The sequence below is a fragment of the Halomonas halmophila genome (genome assembly GCF_006540005.1).
Taxonomy (GTDB): Bacteria; Pseudomonadota; Gammaproteobacteria; order Pseudomonadales; family Halomonadaceae; genus Halomonas; species Halomonas halmophila.
On sequence record NZ_BJOC01000033.1, the window covers coordinates 1 to 15,895 of the forward strand.

12 protein-coding genes and 4 tRNA genes are annotated in these 15,895 nt (G+C 62.1%); all 16 read left to right on the forward strand.

Features of this window, described 5'->3' with window-relative positions; translation table 11 throughout:
- Positions 1-237: 237 nt before the first annotated feature.
- The 16 genes from HHA01_RS11610 (at position 238) to rpsG (ending at position 15,877) form a co-directional block, all read left to right on the forward strand.
- A complete protein-coding gene (locus HHA01_RS11610; protein WP_141320867.1) occupies positions 238-1,221 on the forward strand; it encodes a biotin--[acetyl-CoA-carboxylase] ligase in 984 nt (327 codons plus the stop codon).
- Entirely contained in the window at positions 1,218-2,057 is an 840-nt protein-coding gene (locus HHA01_RS11615; protein WP_141320868.1) for a type III pantothenate kinase, read from the forward strand. The genes HHA01_RS11610 and HHA01_RS11615 overlap by 4 nt, the downstream gene beginning before the upstream one ends.
- A 106-nt stretch (positions 2,058-2,163) precedes the next feature.
- Positions 2,164-2,247, forward strand: a tRNA-Tyr gene (locus tag HHA01_RS11620).
- A 45-nt stretch (positions 2,248-2,292) separates the two neighbouring features.
- Positions 2,293-2,366 (forward strand) — tRNA-Gly (locus HHA01_RS11625).
- 29 nt (positions 2,367-2,395) lie between these two features.
- Positions 2,396-2,470, forward strand: a tRNA-Thr gene (locus HHA01_RS11630).
- Between the two features lie 147 nt (positions 2,471-2,617).
- A tRNA-Trp gene (locus tag HHA01_RS11635) sits at positions 2,618-2,693 on the forward strand.
- Positions 2,694-2,765: 72 nt separating this feature from the next.
- Complete coding sequence (gene secE / locus HHA01_RS11640) at positions 2,766-3,134, forward strand: preprotein translocase subunit SecE (RefSeq protein WP_141320869.1); 369 nt, start codon at positions 2,766-2,768, stop codon at positions 3,132-3,134.
- 8 nt (positions 3,135-3,142) lie between these two features.
- Complete coding sequence (gene nusG / locus HHA01_RS11645) at positions 3,143-3,676, forward strand: transcription termination/antitermination protein NusG (protein WP_141320870.1); 534 nt, start codon at positions 3,143-3,145, stop codon at positions 3,674-3,676.
- 84 nt (positions 3,677-3,760) lie between these two features.
- Complete coding sequence (gene rplK, locus HHA01_RS11650; protein WP_141320871.1) at positions 3,761-4,192, forward strand: 50S ribosomal protein L11; 432 nt, start codon at positions 3,761-3,763, stop codon at positions 4,190-4,192.
- A gap of 2 nt (positions 4,193-4,194) precedes the next feature.
- On the forward strand, positions 4,195-4,887 hold the full coding sequence (gene rplA, locus HHA01_RS11655; protein WP_141320872.1) for a 50S ribosomal protein L1: 693 nt from the start codon (positions 4,195-4,197) through the stop codon (positions 4,885-4,887).
- A gap of 254 nt (positions 4,888-5,141) precedes the next feature.
- The gene (rplJ, locus tag HHA01_RS11660; RefSeq protein ID WP_141320874.1) at positions 5,142-5,645 is read left to right on the forward strand and encodes a 50S ribosomal protein L10; all 504 of its coding nucleotides are present in this window, start codon (positions 5,142-5,144) and stop codon (positions 5,643-5,645) included.
- 89 nt (positions 5,646-5,734) lie between these two features.
- Complete coding sequence (gene rplL / locus HHA01_RS11665) at positions 5,735-6,109, forward strand: 50S ribosomal protein L7/L12 (RefSeq protein ID WP_141320876.1); 375 nt, start codon at positions 5,735-5,737, stop codon at positions 6,107-6,109.
- Positions 6,110-6,342: 233 nt separating this feature from the next.
- Positions 6,343-10,422: a DNA-directed RNA polymerase subunit beta gene (rpoB, locus tag HHA01_RS11670; protein ID WP_141320878.1), complete on the forward strand. Its 4,080-nt coding sequence runs from the start codon at positions 6,343-6,345 to the stop codon at positions 10,420-10,422.
- 86 nt (positions 10,423-10,508) lie between these two features.
- Positions 10,509-14,726 carry a DNA-directed RNA polymerase subunit beta' gene (rpoC, locus tag HHA01_RS11675; protein ID WP_141320880.1) on the forward strand — a complete coding sequence of 1,406 codons (4,218 nt, stop codon included), beginning with the start codon at positions 10,509-10,511 and terminating at the stop codon, positions 14,724-14,726.
- A 180-nt stretch (positions 14,727-14,906) separates the two neighbouring features.
- Positions 14,907-15,281 carry a 30S ribosomal protein S12 gene (gene rpsL / locus HHA01_RS11680; RefSeq protein ID WP_141320882.1) on the forward strand — a complete coding sequence of 125 codons (375 nt, stop codon included), beginning with the start codon at positions 14,907-14,909 and terminating at the stop codon, positions 15,279-15,281.
- Positions 15,282-15,406: 125 nt separating this feature from the next.
- A complete protein-coding gene (rpsG, locus tag HHA01_RS11685; protein ID WP_013330989.1) occupies positions 15,407-15,877 on the forward strand; it encodes a 30S ribosomal protein S7 in 471 nt (156 codons plus the stop codon).
- Positions 15,878-15,895 lie beyond the last annotated feature (18 nt).

Genomic DNA, 15,895 nt, shown 5'->3' on the forward strand with positions numbered 1-15,895 from the left:
TGGAGTTGGGGGCTTTTGTTTGTGCCTGTACGATGACCAGGCCTTGCCAGGCGCCGCAGAGGCGTCAGGCACTTACATGAAAAATCCCTCGGGGCTTCCCGGGGGATTTTTTTATGTCCGGTTTTCGGGCGATGAGCTGCCTGGGTGGGTCTTGAAATGGCGGTGTAGCGATAAGGCGAATTTCAGGGAGGGGCCTGTTCCGATAGAATACGGGTTTTGCTTGGTTGGGGCTTGTGCATGACCATCGGAGATCTGATCCGTTTGCTGAGTGACGGCGAGTTTCACTCTGGTCAGCAACTGGGAGAGCGCCTGGGTGTGTCTCGAGCAGCGGTGTGGAAGCAGTTGCGCAAGCTTGAGTCGCTGGGCATTGCCATGGAAGCCGTCAAGGGGCAGGGCTATCGTCTGGCCGAACCCCTCGAGCTGCTTGATGGCAGCGCCATCGTGGCGGGCTTGCCGCGCGAGGCTCGAGGCGGTGTTACCCGGCTGTTTGTCGAGGAAGTGCTGCCTTCGAGCAACCAGTTCATGCGTGAGCGCTTCGCTCAGGGAGCAGGTCACGGTGAGGTCTGCTTCGTCGAGCAGCAGAGTGCCGGCAAGGGACGGCGTGGGCGAACCTGGGTGACGCCCTGGGGACGCACGCTGATGCTCTCGGTGGGCTGGCGTTTCGAGTCGGGCATAGCGGCCATGGAGGGCTTGAGCCTGGCTGTCGGCGTTGCCTTGTCACGCGTGCTGGAGGCGCACGGGGTCATGCCGCGCTTGAAATGGCCCAATGATGTGTTGCTGGACACCGAGAGTGGCGCATACGGCAAGCTGGCGGGCATTCTGGTCGAGATGAGTGGCGACGCTGCCGGGCCCTGTGAAGCCGTGATCGGCATGGGGATCAATGTCGATCTGCCCGCCGCCTTCCGCGCCAGTATCGAGCAGCCTGTATCCGCGGTACGCGATCAGGCCCCTGAGCTGTCTCGCAACCAGCTGGCGGCCGAGCTCCTGGGGGAGTTGATGCCGATGCTGGCTTGCTTCGAGGAAATTGGCTTCGCCGGTTGGCAGGAAGCGTGGAATCAACGCCATGCGCTTGCCGAGCAGCAAGTCGATATTCTCCACGGGGAGCGACGTGACACCGCGATCGCCGAGCAGGTGGATGCGTCCGGGAACCTGTGGGTCAGACGCGATGCCGAGCGCTGGAAGCTGGCGGGTGGGGAGATCAGTGTGCGGAGCCGCTCATGATCCTGGACCTGGATATCGGCAATACCTTGTCGAAATGGCGGCTCAAGGATGCCGACAGCAGCGAGATTCGCTCACGCGGTGCCGTCTGGACGCGTGAAGAGTGGCGGCCCGGCGCGGATATTCCGGATCTGGATGTCGTGGAGTCGGTGCGCATTTCCAGTGTGGCACGCAAGGCCGTGCTGGCCCAGACAGTGGCACTGTTGCGCGATCGGGTCGGGGCGGTGCATGTGGCACGCTCCGTCCCCGAAGCCCTGGGGGTGACCAATGGGTACGAAGAGCCCGGACGCCTCGGCGTGGATCGCTGGATGGGGGTTCTGGCCGGCTACCAGCTGGCCGGTGGCTGCTGCTCGGTGGACTGCGGGAGTGCCATCACCATGGACTTCGTGCTGCCGGGTGGCAGGCATCTGGGGGGCTATATTCTGCCCGGGTTGCGCCTCATGAAGGAGAGCCTGAAGCTGGGGACGCGCAATGTGGCGATCGACCCCGACAGCGAAGCCGACGAGCTGCTGGAGCCCGGCGTGCGCACCGTGGAAGCTGTCAATCACGGCATCTACATGGCCGCGGTGAGTGCGGTCAATCGGGTGTACAGTGAAGTCTGTGATCAGCAGGGAGTGGCCTTGCCGCTCCTGGTGACGGGCGGGGATGCCCGGGTGGTGTCGAGAGGGATTCAGGCACCGCATGCCATCTGGCCGGACATGGTCTATGGCGGCCTCGAGGCGTGCTTCCCGTTGACCGCGGCCGAACGCGCCGGGCGCATGTCAGGCGCGCCGACGGTGCCGCGTCCCGTGACGCTGGAAAAGATACGGGCCGGTCTTGCATTCTCCATGCTGCTTTGACAGAATACGTGCTCGTTCCGGGGCGGCGATCATGAGTTTGACGGCTTATGATGGAAAATCAGCCACTTGACATCGGAACGTGGAGCTGTAAAATGCTCCGCCAGTTGGAGGGGTTCCCGAGTGGCCAAAGGGAGCAGACTGTAAATCTGCCGCGAAAGCTTCGGAGGTTCGAATCCTCCTCCCTCCACCAGATTCTGCTGTCCTCGCCTGGCGAGAGCGGCACGGAGTGAGGCAGGCGGGCATAGTTCAATGGTAGAACCTCAGCCTTCCAAGCTGATGATGCGGGTTCGATCCCCGCTGCCCGCTCCATTGTTCCAGGCGCCTGGCGCCGATGTTTGGCTCATGTAGCTCAGGGGTAGAGCACACCCTTGGTAAGGGTGAGGTCGACGGTTCAAATCCGTCCATGAGCTCCATCTTGAAAAGGCGAGCATTGGCTCGCCTTTTCTTTATGCTCCTGGTGGGCGAGCGAGCCAGGAGGGGTTGTCAAGTAGTGCGCCTTTCGCTATGATGGCGCACGCTGTCGCTCGGGTTCGCTGCAAAGGCGAATCATGAAGGCATACAGGCCAGTGGCTCAATTGGCAGAGCAGCGGTCTCCAAAACCGCAGGTTGGGGGTTCGAGTCCCTCCTGGCCTGCCAGTCTTCCCCAGGCTGGCATCATCTTGTATACTGGTTTGTTTTCGATTGCTGCCCCTGAGGAGTCTTGTGGTCATGAAACATAACGCCGAGGTGCAGGAGTCGCGCCACGACGGTCTCAGATGGGCGGTTGTCGTCATTCTGCTGGTTCTTGCTGTCGTCGGGAATACCTATTTCACCGACGTGGCCCTGCTTTATCGGGTGCTGGGTGTTGTCGCGCTGGGCGCTGTCGCCGCGATGGTAGCACTGACAACCACCAAGGGCCGCGAACTGCTCGAGCTGGCTCGTCAGGCGAAGAAGGAAATTCAGCGCGTTGTCTGGCCGACTCGTCCCGAAACCATTCAGACCACTGCCATTGTGCTGGCGGCCGTCCTGGTGGTCGGATTGATGCTGTGGCTGATCGACACGCTTCTTGGCTGGGCGATGTCCGGCGTCATTGGTTAGGAGTCTGCATGTCCAAGCGTTGGTACGTCGTACACGCCTATTCCGGCTTCGAAAAGCATGTCATGCGTTCTCTTCATGAGCGCGTGAAGATGTACGGCATGGAGGATAGCTTCGGCGAGATTCTGGTGCCGACAGAAGAAGTTGTCGAAATGCGTGACGGCAAACGCCGCAAGAGTGAACGCAAATTCTATCCCGGCTATGTACTGGTCGAGATGGAAATGACCGATGAAAGCTGGCACCTGGTCAATGAGACACCGCGTGTCATGGGCTTCATCGGCGGAACCAAGGAGAAGCCGGCGCCCATCACGACGCGTGAAGCGGACGCCATTCTCAGCCATGTTCGTGAAGGCACGGAACAGCCGCGGCCCAAGACCGTCTTCGAACCGGGGCAGTCCGTGCGTGTCGTCGACGGGCCCTTTGCCGACTTCAATGGCGTGGTCGAAGAGGTCAATTACGACAAGAGTCGTCTGCAGGTCAGCGTCTTGATCTTCGGTCGTTCCACGCCAGTCGAACTTGAATTCGCTCAGGTCGAGAAAGAGTGATCTGAGCCTGTTTGTGGCGGCTGCGCAGTTGGCCGTCTAACCCGGGGAGCCGCAAGGCGTTACTACCCAACTGGAGTCTACATCATGGCCAAGAAAGTACAGGCTTACGTCAAGCTGCAGGTGGCAGCTGGCAAGGCCAATCCTAGCCCTCCCGTGGGCCCTGCGCTGGGTCAGCACGGTGTCAATATCATGGAGTTCTGCAAGGCCTTCAACGCCGAGACGCAGAACCTCGAGCCGGGTATCCCGACGCCGGTCGTCATCACCGTCTATGCCGACCGCAGCTTCACCTTCATCACCAAGACGCCGCCCGCGGCGGTGCTGCTGAAGAAGGCAGCGGGTATCAAGTCCGGTTCCGGTGAGCCGAACCGTAACAAGGTCGGCACCGTGACGCGTGAGCAGCTCGAAGAGATCGCGCAGTCCAAGGAGCCGGACCTGACGGCTGCCGACATGGATGCCGCGGTTCGTACCATTGCTGGTAGCGCCCGTAGCATGGGCCTGAATGTGGAGGGTCTCTGATCATGGCCAAGCTGACCAAACGTGCCAAGCTGTTCCGTGAAAAGGTCGACCCGAACAAGGCCTATAGCCTGGATGAGGCGGTCCAGCTCCTTTCCGAACTCTCCACCGTGAAGTTCAAGGAGTCTGTCGACGTCGCCATCAATCTCGGGGTCGATCCGCGCAAATCCGACCAGATTGTCCGTGGTTCCACGGTCATGCCCAACGGTACCGGCAAGGACGTGCGTGTTGCCGTCTTTACCCAGGGCGATAACGCCGATGCTGCCAAGGAAGCCGGTGCCGACATCGTCGGCATGGACGACCTGGCCGAGCAGGTCAAGAAAGGCCAGCTCGACTTTGATGTCGTGATCGCTTCGCCGGACGCCATGCGTGTCGTCGGCCAGCTGGGCCAGATCCTGGGTCCGCGCGGCCTGATGCCCAACCCCAAGGTTGGCACGGTGACACCTGACGTGGCCACGGCGGTGAAGAACGCCAAGTCCGGTCAGGTGCGCTTCCGCAGCGACAAGAACGGCATTATTCACACCACCATCGGCAAGGTCGATTTCGAAGCGGGTGACATCCGGGGCAACCTGGAAGCACTCATCGCCGACCTGAAAAAGCTCAAGCCGAGCACGTCCAAGGGTGTGTATTTCAAGAAGGTCTCGCTGTCCACCACCATGGGCCCCGGCGTGACCCTCGACCATTCCGCGCTGGTCTAAGCGCGGAGAACAAGAGGCAAATGACTTTGCGGTCCCCGTGCGCTGTTTCGACAGGAGCCGGCGGGGCACCGTCAAAGACCGCAGGTGTCGCTGGCGAACGGCGACTTAATCATCCCGCCGGATGGCCTGCGCAGATGGTGTTGCCGCCAGCCAGCTGGTGAGCACCATCTCCCAGGACCCTCGCCGATATCGGCGGGGGAGATGGTAACCATCGGAAGGCTCCTGCGAGCTTCCGACACGAAGGAGTGATCACTGTGCCACTAGCACTAGAAGGCAAGAAAGCGATTGTTGCCGAGGTGAGTGAAGCGGCCAAGGATGCTCTCTCCGTCGTAGTTGCCGACTCTCGTGGTGTTCCGGTCAGCAAGATGACCGATCTGCGCAAGCAGGCCCGCGAGAATGGCGTGCAGATGCGTGTTGTCCGCAACACTCTGGCACGCCGCGCCCTGGAGGGCACTCAGTGGGAGTGCCTGAACGAGACCTTCGTGGGTCCGACTCTGTTGGCCTTCTCCACTGACCATCCGGGCGCTGCCGCTCGTTTGTTCAAGGAGTTCGGCAAGACCGAGAAGAACCTCGAGATCAAGGCGCTGGCATACGAAGGCGAGTTCATCCCGGCAAGCGACCTCGATCGCCTGGCGAATCTGCCGACCCATGACGAAGCCATCTCCAAGCTGATGTCCGTCATGAAGGAAGCGTCCGCCGGCAAGCTGGTTCGTACCCTCGCTGCGTTGCGTGACCAGAAGCAGGAAGAAGCCGCCTGAACGGCGATTTCGACTGCTTCACGCAAAACGACTATTGAATCACCGAGTCATCGGATGACCGAGACTCCCGCAAAGTTAGGAAAGTGAAAATGGCACTTACCCAAGAAGACATCATCAACGCCGTTGCCGACATGTCCGTGATGGAAGTCGCTGAGCTGATCGAGGCGATGGAAGAGAAGTTCGGCGTCTCCGCTGCGGCGGCTGTCGTGGCAGGCCCGGGTGGCGGCGGCGAAGCCGAAGCCGAGGAAGAGCAGACCGAGTTTGACCTGGTGCTGACCGGCGCTGGCGACAAGAAGGTCAACGTCATCAAGGCCGTCCGCGAGATCACTGGCCTGGGCCTGAAAGAAGCCAAGGGCGCTGTCGACGGCGTGCCGGCCACTCTGAAGGAAGGCATGTCCAAGGACGATGCCGAAGAGGCCAAGACCAAGCTCGAAGAAGCCGGCGCTTCTGTGGAAGTCAAGTAACTCTTGGCGCCACAGGCTTTACGCGCGGCGTAAGCTTGTACGGCTGGTGGCGGGACACCCGCTGCCGGCCTTTTTCTGTTGTTGCTGGCCGGCAACGTTGCACGCTGACGGCCAGCCGAATTCCGATGGCGAGCCTCTACCGGGGGCTCGCCGTCAGCGCCTGACGGAGCCGACTCCGTCGGGTGGCGCCGACACGCATCGGTCACCCATGGTGAACAAGCTGGGGAATACAGATGGCTTACTCATACACTGAGAAAAAACGCATCCGCAAGGATTTCGGCAAACTGCCCCAAGTGATGGATGTGCCTTACCTGCTGGCCATCCAGCTTGATTCCTATTACGACTTTCTCCAGCAGGATCGGTCACCCGAAGAACGCTTTGACGTCGGCCTGCACGCCGCCTTCAGCTCCGTGTTCCCGATCGAGAGCTTTTCTGGCAACGCCGCACTGGAGTATGTCAGCTATCGTTTCGGTACGCCGGCGTTCGACGTCAAGGAATGTCAACTGCGTGGCGTCACCTATTCGGCTCCCTTGCGCGTCAAGGTTCGTCTGATCATCTACGACAAGGATTCGTCGAACAAGGCGATCAAGGACATCAAGGAGCAGGAAGTCTACATGGGGGAAATCCCCCTGATGACGGAAAACGGCACCTTTGTCATCAATGGCACCGAGCGTGTCATCGTCTCCCAGCTGCATCGTAGCCCGGGCGTGTTCTTCGACCATGACAAGGGCAAGAGCCATTCCTCCGGCAAACTGCTCTACTCCGCACGCGTGATTCCCTATCGCGGATCCTGGCTCGACTTTGAGTTCGATCCCAAGGACAACGTCTTCGTGCGCATCGACCGTCGCCGCAAACTACCGGCGACCGTGCTGATGCGCGCGCTGGGCATGAGCTCCGAGGAGATCCTCGACGAGTTCTTCGCCACCAGCACCTTCCACATCGAGAAATCCGGTTTCTCCGTGGACCTGGTGCCGTCGCGCCTGCGCGGCGAAACCGCGACCTTCGACATCAAGGACGCCGACGGCAACGTCATCGTCGAGGAAGGTCGTCGCGTGACCCAGAAGCATATCCGCCAGCTCGAGAAGACCGGGCTGGAACGTCTCGAAGTGCCGATGGACTACCTGTTCGGCAAGACGCTGGCCAAGGATCAGGTCAACCCGAATACCGGCGAACTGATCTGCCCCTGCAATACCGCGATCACTGCGGAGCTGCTGGAAAGCCTGGGTCAGGCCGGCATCACCACCATCGAGACGCTCTACACCAACGACCTGGATTGCGGCCCCTTCATTTCCGACACCCTCAAGCTGGACACCACGGGTTCCCAGCTCGAGGCACTGGTCGAGATCTACCGCATGATGCGTCCCGGCGAGCCGCCGACCAAGGAAGCCGCCGAGACCCTGTTCAATAACCTCTTCTTCACCGAAGATCGTTATGACCTGTCCGGTGTCGGCCGCATGAAGTTCAACCGTCGCCTGCGTCGCGAAGGCGACACGGGTTCCGGTGTTCTCGATCAGCGCGACATCCTCGATGTGCTGGGCGAGCTGATCAATATCCGCAACGGCTTCGGCGATGTCGACGACATCGACCACCTTGGCAACCGCCGCATCCGTTGTGTCGGCGAGATGGCCGAGAACCAGTTCCGCGTCGGGCTGGTGCGCGTCGAGCGCGCGGTCAAGGAACGCCTGTCCATGGCCGAGAGCGAAGGCCTGATGCCGCAGGACCTGATCAATGCCAAGCCGGTGGCGGCGGCGGTCAAGGAGTTCTTCGGTTCCAGCCAGCTGTCGCAGTTCATGGACCAGAACAATCCGCTCTCCGAGGTCACTCACAAGCGGCGTATCTCCGCGCTTGGCCCGGGTGGTCTGACCCGTGAGCGTGCCGGCTTCGAGGTGCGTGACGTCCATGCGACCCACTATGGTCGCCTGTGCCCGATCGAGACCCCGGAAGGCCCGAACATCGGCCTGATCAACTCGCTGGCGACCTACAGCCATACCAACAGCTATGGCTTCCTGGAGACGCCTTACCGCAAGGTAGCCAACGGTCAGGTCACCGACGAGGTGGTGCACCTCTCGGCCATCGAGGAGGGCGACTTCGTCATCGCCCAGGCTTCGGCGACCGTCGACGAGAACGGCCATCTGGTCGACGACCTGGTCCAGGCGCGTCACCGTGGCGAGACTTCCTTCATGCGCCCCGAGCAGGTGACGCTGATGGACGTTTCGCCGCGTCAGGTGGTGTCCGTGGCGGCGGCGCTGATCCCGTTCCTCGAGCATGACGACGCCAACCGCGCCCTGATGGGCGCCAACATGCAGCGTCAGGCCGTGCCCACCCTGCGTGCCGAGAAGCCCTTCGTGGGTACCGGCATGGAGCGTTTCGTGGCGCGTGACTCGGGTGTCTGTGCCGTGGCCCGTCGTGGCGGCGTCATCGACTCGGTGGATGCCAAGCGGATCGTGGTGCGGGTCAACGAGGATGAGATCATCGGCGGTGAAGCCGGCGTTGATATCTACAACCTGACCAAGTATCTGCGTTCCAACCAGAATACCTGCATGAACCAGCGTCCGATCGTGCACACCGGCGACTCGGTGGCGTGCGGCGACATCCTGGCCGACGGTCCGTCCGTCGACATGGGCGACCTGGCCCTGGGTCAGAACATGCGCATCGCCTTCATGCCCTGGAACGGCTACAACTTCGAGGACTCCATCCTGCTGTCCGAGCGGGCCGTCCAGGAAGACCGTTTCACGTCCATCCATATTCAGGAGCTGACCTGTGTGTCCCGCGACACCAAGCTGGGCGCCGAAGAGATCTCCTCGGATATCCCCAATGTGGGCGAGTCGGCGCTGTCCAAGCTGGACGAAGCCGGTGTGGTCTACATCGGAGCCGAGGTCGGCGCGGGTGACATCCTGGTCGGCAAGGTCACGCCCAAGGGCGAGACCCAGCTGACGCCGGAAGAGAAGCTGCTGCGCGCCATCTTCGGCGAGAAGGCGTCCGACGTGAAGGACACCTCGCTGCGTGCGCCGACCGGCATGAAGGGCACCGTCATCGACGTTCAGGTGTTCACACGTGATGGTGTCGAGAAGGACTCGCGTGCCCTGTCCATCGAGCAGCAGCAGCTCGATGAAGTGCGCAAGGACCTTCAGGAGACCTATCGCATCGCCGAAGACGCGACCTTCGAGCGTCTCAAGCGCACCCTGTCCGGCCAGGCGGTCAACGGTGGGCCCAAGCTCAAGAAGGGTGATGTGCTGTCGGACGAGTACCTGGACGAGCTGCCGCGTCAACAGTGGTTCAAGCTGCGCATGCAGGACGAGTCGCTCAACGAGCTGCTGGCCCAGGCCGATGAGCAGCTGGAACAGCGTCGCAAGGAGATGGACGAGCGTTTCGAGGACAAGAAGCGCAAGTTGACTCAGGGCGACGACCTGGCGCCCGGCGTGCTCAAGATCGTCAAGGTCTACCTGGCCGTGAAGCGCCGCATGCAGCCCGGCGACAAGATGGCCGGCCGTCACGGCAACAAGGGTGTCATCTCGGCGATCATGCCGATCGAGGACATGCCTTACGACGACAGCGGCGAGCCCATCGACCTGATCCTCAACCCGCTGGGCGTACCGTCGCGCATGAACGTCGGGCAGATCCTCGAGACCCACCTCGGCATGGCCGCGCGCGGTCTGGGCGTGCGAATCGAGGAGATGCTGCGCGATGCCCGCGAGCAGCAGGTCAGCGAGATCCGTGACTTCCTGGGGCAGGTCTACAACACGGCCACCAGCACCAAGGTCGAGGAGCTCGAGTCGCTGTCCGATGAAGAGGTCATCGCCCTGGCGAAGAACCTCAAGTCGGGTGTGCCGATGGCCACGCCGGTCTTCGACGGCGCCCGCGAGAACGAGATCAAGCATCTGCTGGACCTGGGCGGTCTGCCGGAATCCGGTCAGATGACGCTCTACGATGGCCGTACCGGTGAAGCCTTCGATCGACCGGTCACCGTGGGCTACATGTACATGCTCAAGCTCAACCACCTGGTGGATGACAAGATGCATGCGCGCTCCACCGGCTCCTACTCGCTGGTCACGCAGCAACCGCTGGGCGGCAAGGCCCAGTTCGGTGGCCAGCGCTTCGGGGAGATGGAGGTCTGGGCCCTGGAGGCCTACGGCGCAGCCTACACACTCCAGGAGATGCTCACCGTGAAGTCCGATGACGTGGAGGGTCGCACCAAGATGTACAAGAGCATTGTGGATGGTGACCATGCCATGCAGGCGGGCATGCCGGAGTCCTTCAACGTGCTGGTGAAGGAAATCCGCTCGCTGGGTATCGACATCGAACTGGAGAGCTGAGGCTGCCGTAACGGCGCTTCTCAGTATGACGGTCCGCGGGGGCGTGCGCGCCCCCGCCCATGACAACTCCGCAACGGAGCCGACCCATGAAAGATTTGGTGAAAGTCCTCAAATCGCAGTCTCAGTCCGACGAATTCGACGCGATCAAGATTACTCTGGCGTCGTCAGACATGATCCGCAGCTGGTCATTCGGCGAAGTCAAGAAGCCTGAGACCATCAATTACCGTACCTTCAAGCCGGAACGCGATGGCCTGTTCTGTGCCAAGATCTTCGGTCCGGTGAAGGATTACGAATGCTTGTGCGGCAAGTACAAGCGCATGAAGCATCGCGGCATCATCTGCGAGAAGTGCGGCGTCGAGGTCACCAAGGCCGCCGTGCGTCGTGAGCGCATGGGCCACATCGAACTGGCCAGCCCGGTCGCGCACATCTGGTTCCTCAAGTCCCTGCCGTCGCGTATCGGCATGTTCCTGGACATGACCCTGCGTGATATCGAGCGCGTGCTGTACTTCGAAAGCTTCATGGTCGTCGACCCGGGCATGACCACGCTCGAGCGCGGGCAACTGCTGAACGACGAACAGTACTTCGAGGCCCTCGAGGAATTCGGCGACGACTTCGATGCCCGCATGGGTGCCGAAGCCGTGCAGGCCATGCTCAAGGATATCGATCTCGACGAAGAGATCGAGCGTCTGCGCGAGGAACTCCCGCAGACCAACTCCGAGACCAAGATCAAGAAGCTGACCAAGCGCCTGAAGCTGCTGGAAGCCTTCCAGGGCTCCGGCAATGATCCGGCCTGGATGATCATGGAAGTGCTGCCGGTGCTACCGCCGGATCTGCGCCCGCTGGTGCCGCTGGATGGCGGTCGTTTCGCCACCTCCGATCTCAACGATCTGTATCGGCGCGTGATCAACCGCAACAACCGCCTGAAGCGGCTGCTCGACCTCAATGCGCCGGATATCATCGTGCGCAACGAGAAGCGCATGCTGCAGGAAGCGGTCGACGCCCTGCTCGACAACGGCCGCCGCGGTCGCGCCATCACCGGCTCCAACAAGCGCCCGCTGAAGTCGCTGGCCGACATGATCAAGGGCAAGCAGGGACGTTTCCGTCAGAACCTGCTGGGCAAGCGTGTCGACTACTCCGGCCGCTCGGTCATCACCGTCGGCCCGACCCTGCGTCTGCATCAGTGCGGTCTGCCGAAGAAGATGGCGCTCGAGCTGTTCAAGCCGTTCATCTATTCCAAACTGCAGCACAACGGCCAGGCCTCGACCATCAAGGCGGCCAAGAAGATGGTCGAGCGCGAGCTGCCCGAGGTCTGGGATATCCTCGCCGAGGTCATTCGCGAGCACCCGGTGCTGCTCAACCGTGCGCCGACTCTGCACCGTCTGGGCATCCAGGCGTTCGAGCCGCTGTTGATCGAGGGCAAGGCCATCCAGCTGCACCCGCTGGTGTGTGCCGCCTACAACGCCGACTTCGACGGCGACCAGATGGCGGTGCACGTACCGCTGACCCTGGAAGCGCAGCTCGAGTCGCGCACCATGATGATGGCCACCAACAACGTGCTGTCACCGGCCAACGGCGAGCCGATCATCGTGCCGTCTCAGGACGTGGTGCTCGGGCTCTATTACATGACCCGCGAGCGCATCAACGCCAAGGGCGAGGGCATGGTGTTCGCCGGCCTCGACGAGGTCGAGCGGGCCTTCGGTACCCAGAGCGTGTCGCTGCATGCCCGCGTCAAGGTACGCCTCGATGAAGTGATCATCGAGGAAGAGGGCGGTGAAAAGACCTTCAGCCGCAAGATCTACGACACCACCGTGGGCCGTGCGCTGCTGTTCCGCATTCTGCCCGAGGGCGCGCCCTTCTCGCTGGTCGACCAGCCGATGAAGAAGAAGGCCATCTCGGCGCTGATCAACGAGGTGTATCGGCGTGCCGGCCTGAAACCGGCGGTGATCTTTGCCGACCAGTTGATGTACACCGGCTTCCGCATGGCGACCTGGTCCGGCGCTTCCATCGGCGTCAACGACTTCGTCATCCCGGATTCCAAGGCCGAGATCGTCGAGGGCGCCGAGGAAGAGGTCAAGGAAATCGAGGACCAGTTCTCCTCCGGTCTGGTGACCGCGGGCGAGAAATACAACAAGGTCATCGATATCTGGGCACGCGCCAATGACCAGGTCGCCAAGGCGATGATGACCGGTATCTCGAAGGAGAACGTGATCGACCGTGATGGCAACGAGGTCGAGCAGGATTCCTTCAACAGCGTCTTCATCATGGCCGACTCGGGTGCCCGCGGCAGTGCCGCGCAGATCCGTCAGCTGGCCGGCATGCGTGGCCTGATGGCCAAGCCGGATGGTTCGATCATCGAGACCCCCATCGTCGCCAACTTCCGTGAGGGCCTGAACGTACTGCAGTACTTCATCTCGACTCACGGCGCGCGCAAGGGCCTGGCGGACACGGCCCTGAAGACGGCCAACTCCGGGTATCTGACGCGGCGTCTGGTCGATGTGGCCCAGGACATGGTGATCACCGAGGCCGACTGCGGTACCGAGGAAGGCCTGACGCTGCACCCGGTCATCGAGGGCGGTGACATCATGGTCTCCCTGGCGCAGCGGGTGCTGGGTCGCGTGGTCGCCCAGGACGTGATCGATCCCGAGTCCGAGGAAGTTCTGATTGCGCGTGGGACCCTGCTCGATGAGAAGTGGTGTGCCGAACTCGACACCATGGGCGTCGACGAGATCGTGGTGCGGGCCTCGATCACCTGTGAGACCAGTCACGGTATCTGCTCCGCCTGCTACGGTCGCGACCTGGCACGCGGTCATCAGGTCAACGTGGGCGAGTCCGTGGGTGTCATCGCCGCGCAGTCCATCGGCGAGCCGGGTACCCAGCTGACCATGCGTACCTTCCACATCGGTGGTGCCGCCTCGCGGGCCTCCGCCGTGGACAGCGTCCAGGTCAAGCACGGCGGTCGAGTGCGCCTGCACAACATGAAGCATGTCGAGCGCTCCGACGGCAAGCTGGTCGTGGTATCCCGCTCCAGTGCCCTGGCGGTCGCCGACGGCCATGGCCGCGAGCGTGAGTACTACAAGCTGCCGTATGGCGCCGAGCTGTCGGTCAAGAATGGCGACGAGGTCGAAGCCGGCCAGGCGGTGGCCAAGTGGGATCCGCATACCCACCCGATCGTCGCCGAGGCCGAAGGCCAGGTGCAGTACGCCGACATGGACGAAGGGGTCACCATCTACCGCAGCGTGGACGAGATGACCGGCCTGTCCTCCATCGAGGTCATCGAGTCGGCCGCTCGCCCGGTCTCCGGTCGTGACAAGCGCCCGATGATCCATCTGGCCGATGCCGCCGGCAATCCGGTGACCGTGCCGGGCTCCGATACGCCGGTGCAGTACCCGCTGCCGGGCAAGGCCATCGTGTCCGTGGACAACGGTGCCAGCATCGGCGTCGGCGAGGTGGTCGCGCGCATCCCGGTCGAAGCGACCGGCAACAAGGACATCACCGGTGGTCTGCCGCGTGTGGCCGACCTCTTCGAGGCGCGCAAGCCGAAAGAGCCGGCGCTGCTGGCCGAAACCAGCGGTGTCATCAGCTTCGGCAAGGAAACCAAGGGCAAGCGTCGCCTGACGATCACGCCGGAAGATGGCGAACCCTTCGAGATGCTGATTCCGAAGACGCGTCAGATCGCGGTCTTCGAGGGTGAGACCGTCGAGAAGGGCGAGGTGATCTCGGACGGCCCGAGCAACCCGCACGATATTCTGCGTCTGCTGGGCATCGCCGAGCTGGCCAAGTATATCGTCGCCGAGGTGCAGGACGTCTATCGCCTGCAGGGCGTGGGCATCAACGACAAGCACATCGAAGTGATCGTGCGTCAGATGCTGCGCAAGGTCGAAATCACCGAAGCCGGCGATTCCGACTTCCTGCCGGGCGACCAGGCGGAACTGGTACGGGTTCTCGAGGCCAATGCGCGCCTGGAGCAGGAAGACAAGTTCCCGGCCAAGTACCAGCGTCTGCTGCTGGGCATCACCAAGGCCAGCCTGGCGACCGAATCGTTCATCTCCGCGGCCTCCTTCCAGGAGACCACGCGGGTGCTGACCGAGGCGGCTGTGACCGGCAAGCGCGACTACCTGCGTGGCCTCAAGGAAAACGTCGTGGTCGGCCGCTTGATTCCGGCGGGCACCGGACTGACGCACCATGCCGAGCGTCGCCGCAAGCGCGAGGATACCGAGCGTCTGGAGCATCCGTCCGCACAGGATGTCGAGCAGGAGCTGGGTGCTCAGCTCACCGCGCTTGACTCGGATGACGACGAACTCTGATGGCCGAAGCTCAAGCACGGCGCCTGTCAAGGCGTCGTGCTTGACGTTGAGGCGTATCAGCCAGTAGAATGCGCAGCCTTTAACAGTGGGGTGGGTGCGCTCACGCCACTGGTGAAGTGCGCAAGACAGGAAGCGAACGGCTACTCGCTTCCGATTCAGGCAACCCATTTGGAGCAATAAATGGCAACGATCAATCAGCTCGTGCGCAAGCCGCGCAAGCGCCAGGCCGCCAAGAGCGACGTGCCGGCGCTGCAGGCTTGCCCGCAAAAGCGCGGCGTCTGCACCCGCGTTTACACTACCACGCCGAAGAAGCCGAACTCGGCCCTGCGTAAGGTCTGCCGCGTGCGCCTGACCAATGGCTACGAGGTCGCTTCCTACATCGGTGGTGAAGGTCACAACCTCCAGGAGCACTCCGTGGTCCTGATCCGTGGCGGCCGCGTCAAGGACCTTCCGGGTGTGCGTTATCACACCGTTCGCGGTGCCCTGGATACCTCCGGCGTGCAGAACCGCAAGAAAGGCCGTTCCAAGTACGGCACCAAGCGTCCGAAGACCTGATCCAGGTCGCCGACGCCACGGCTACGGCCGACGAGATACCACTAGTCACGGTCTGATAAGAGTAAGGTCGAGCGCCCTTGAGTCGTCTCGGGTTTACCTGAAGGACCCTTCAACGAGGGCTTATCATGCCTAGAAGAAGAGTTGCGGCCAAGCGCGAAATCCTGCCGGATCCGAAGTTCGGAAGCGAGCGCCTGGCGAAGTTCATGAACCACCTGATGATCAGCGGCAAGAAGTCCGTAGCTGAGCGCATCGTCTATGGTGCGCTGGACAGGGTTGCCGAGCGTAGCAAGGAAGAGCCGCTGGAGATCTTCGACAAGGCGCTGGAAACCATCCAGCCGATGGTCGAGGTCAAGTCGCGCCGTGTTGGCGGGGCGACCTATCAGGTGCCGGTCGAAGTCCGTCCGTCCCGCCGTCAGGCGCTCGCCATGCGCTGGATGGTGGACGCGGCTCGTCGTCGCGGCGAGAAGACCATGGTGCAGCGTCTGGCTGGCGAGATGCTGGATGCCGCCGAAGGTAAAGGTTCGGCCGTCAAGAAGCGTGAAGACGTGCATCGCATGGCAGAAGCCAACAAGGCATTCTCTCACTACCGCTTCTAAACCGCATCGCCAACCAAC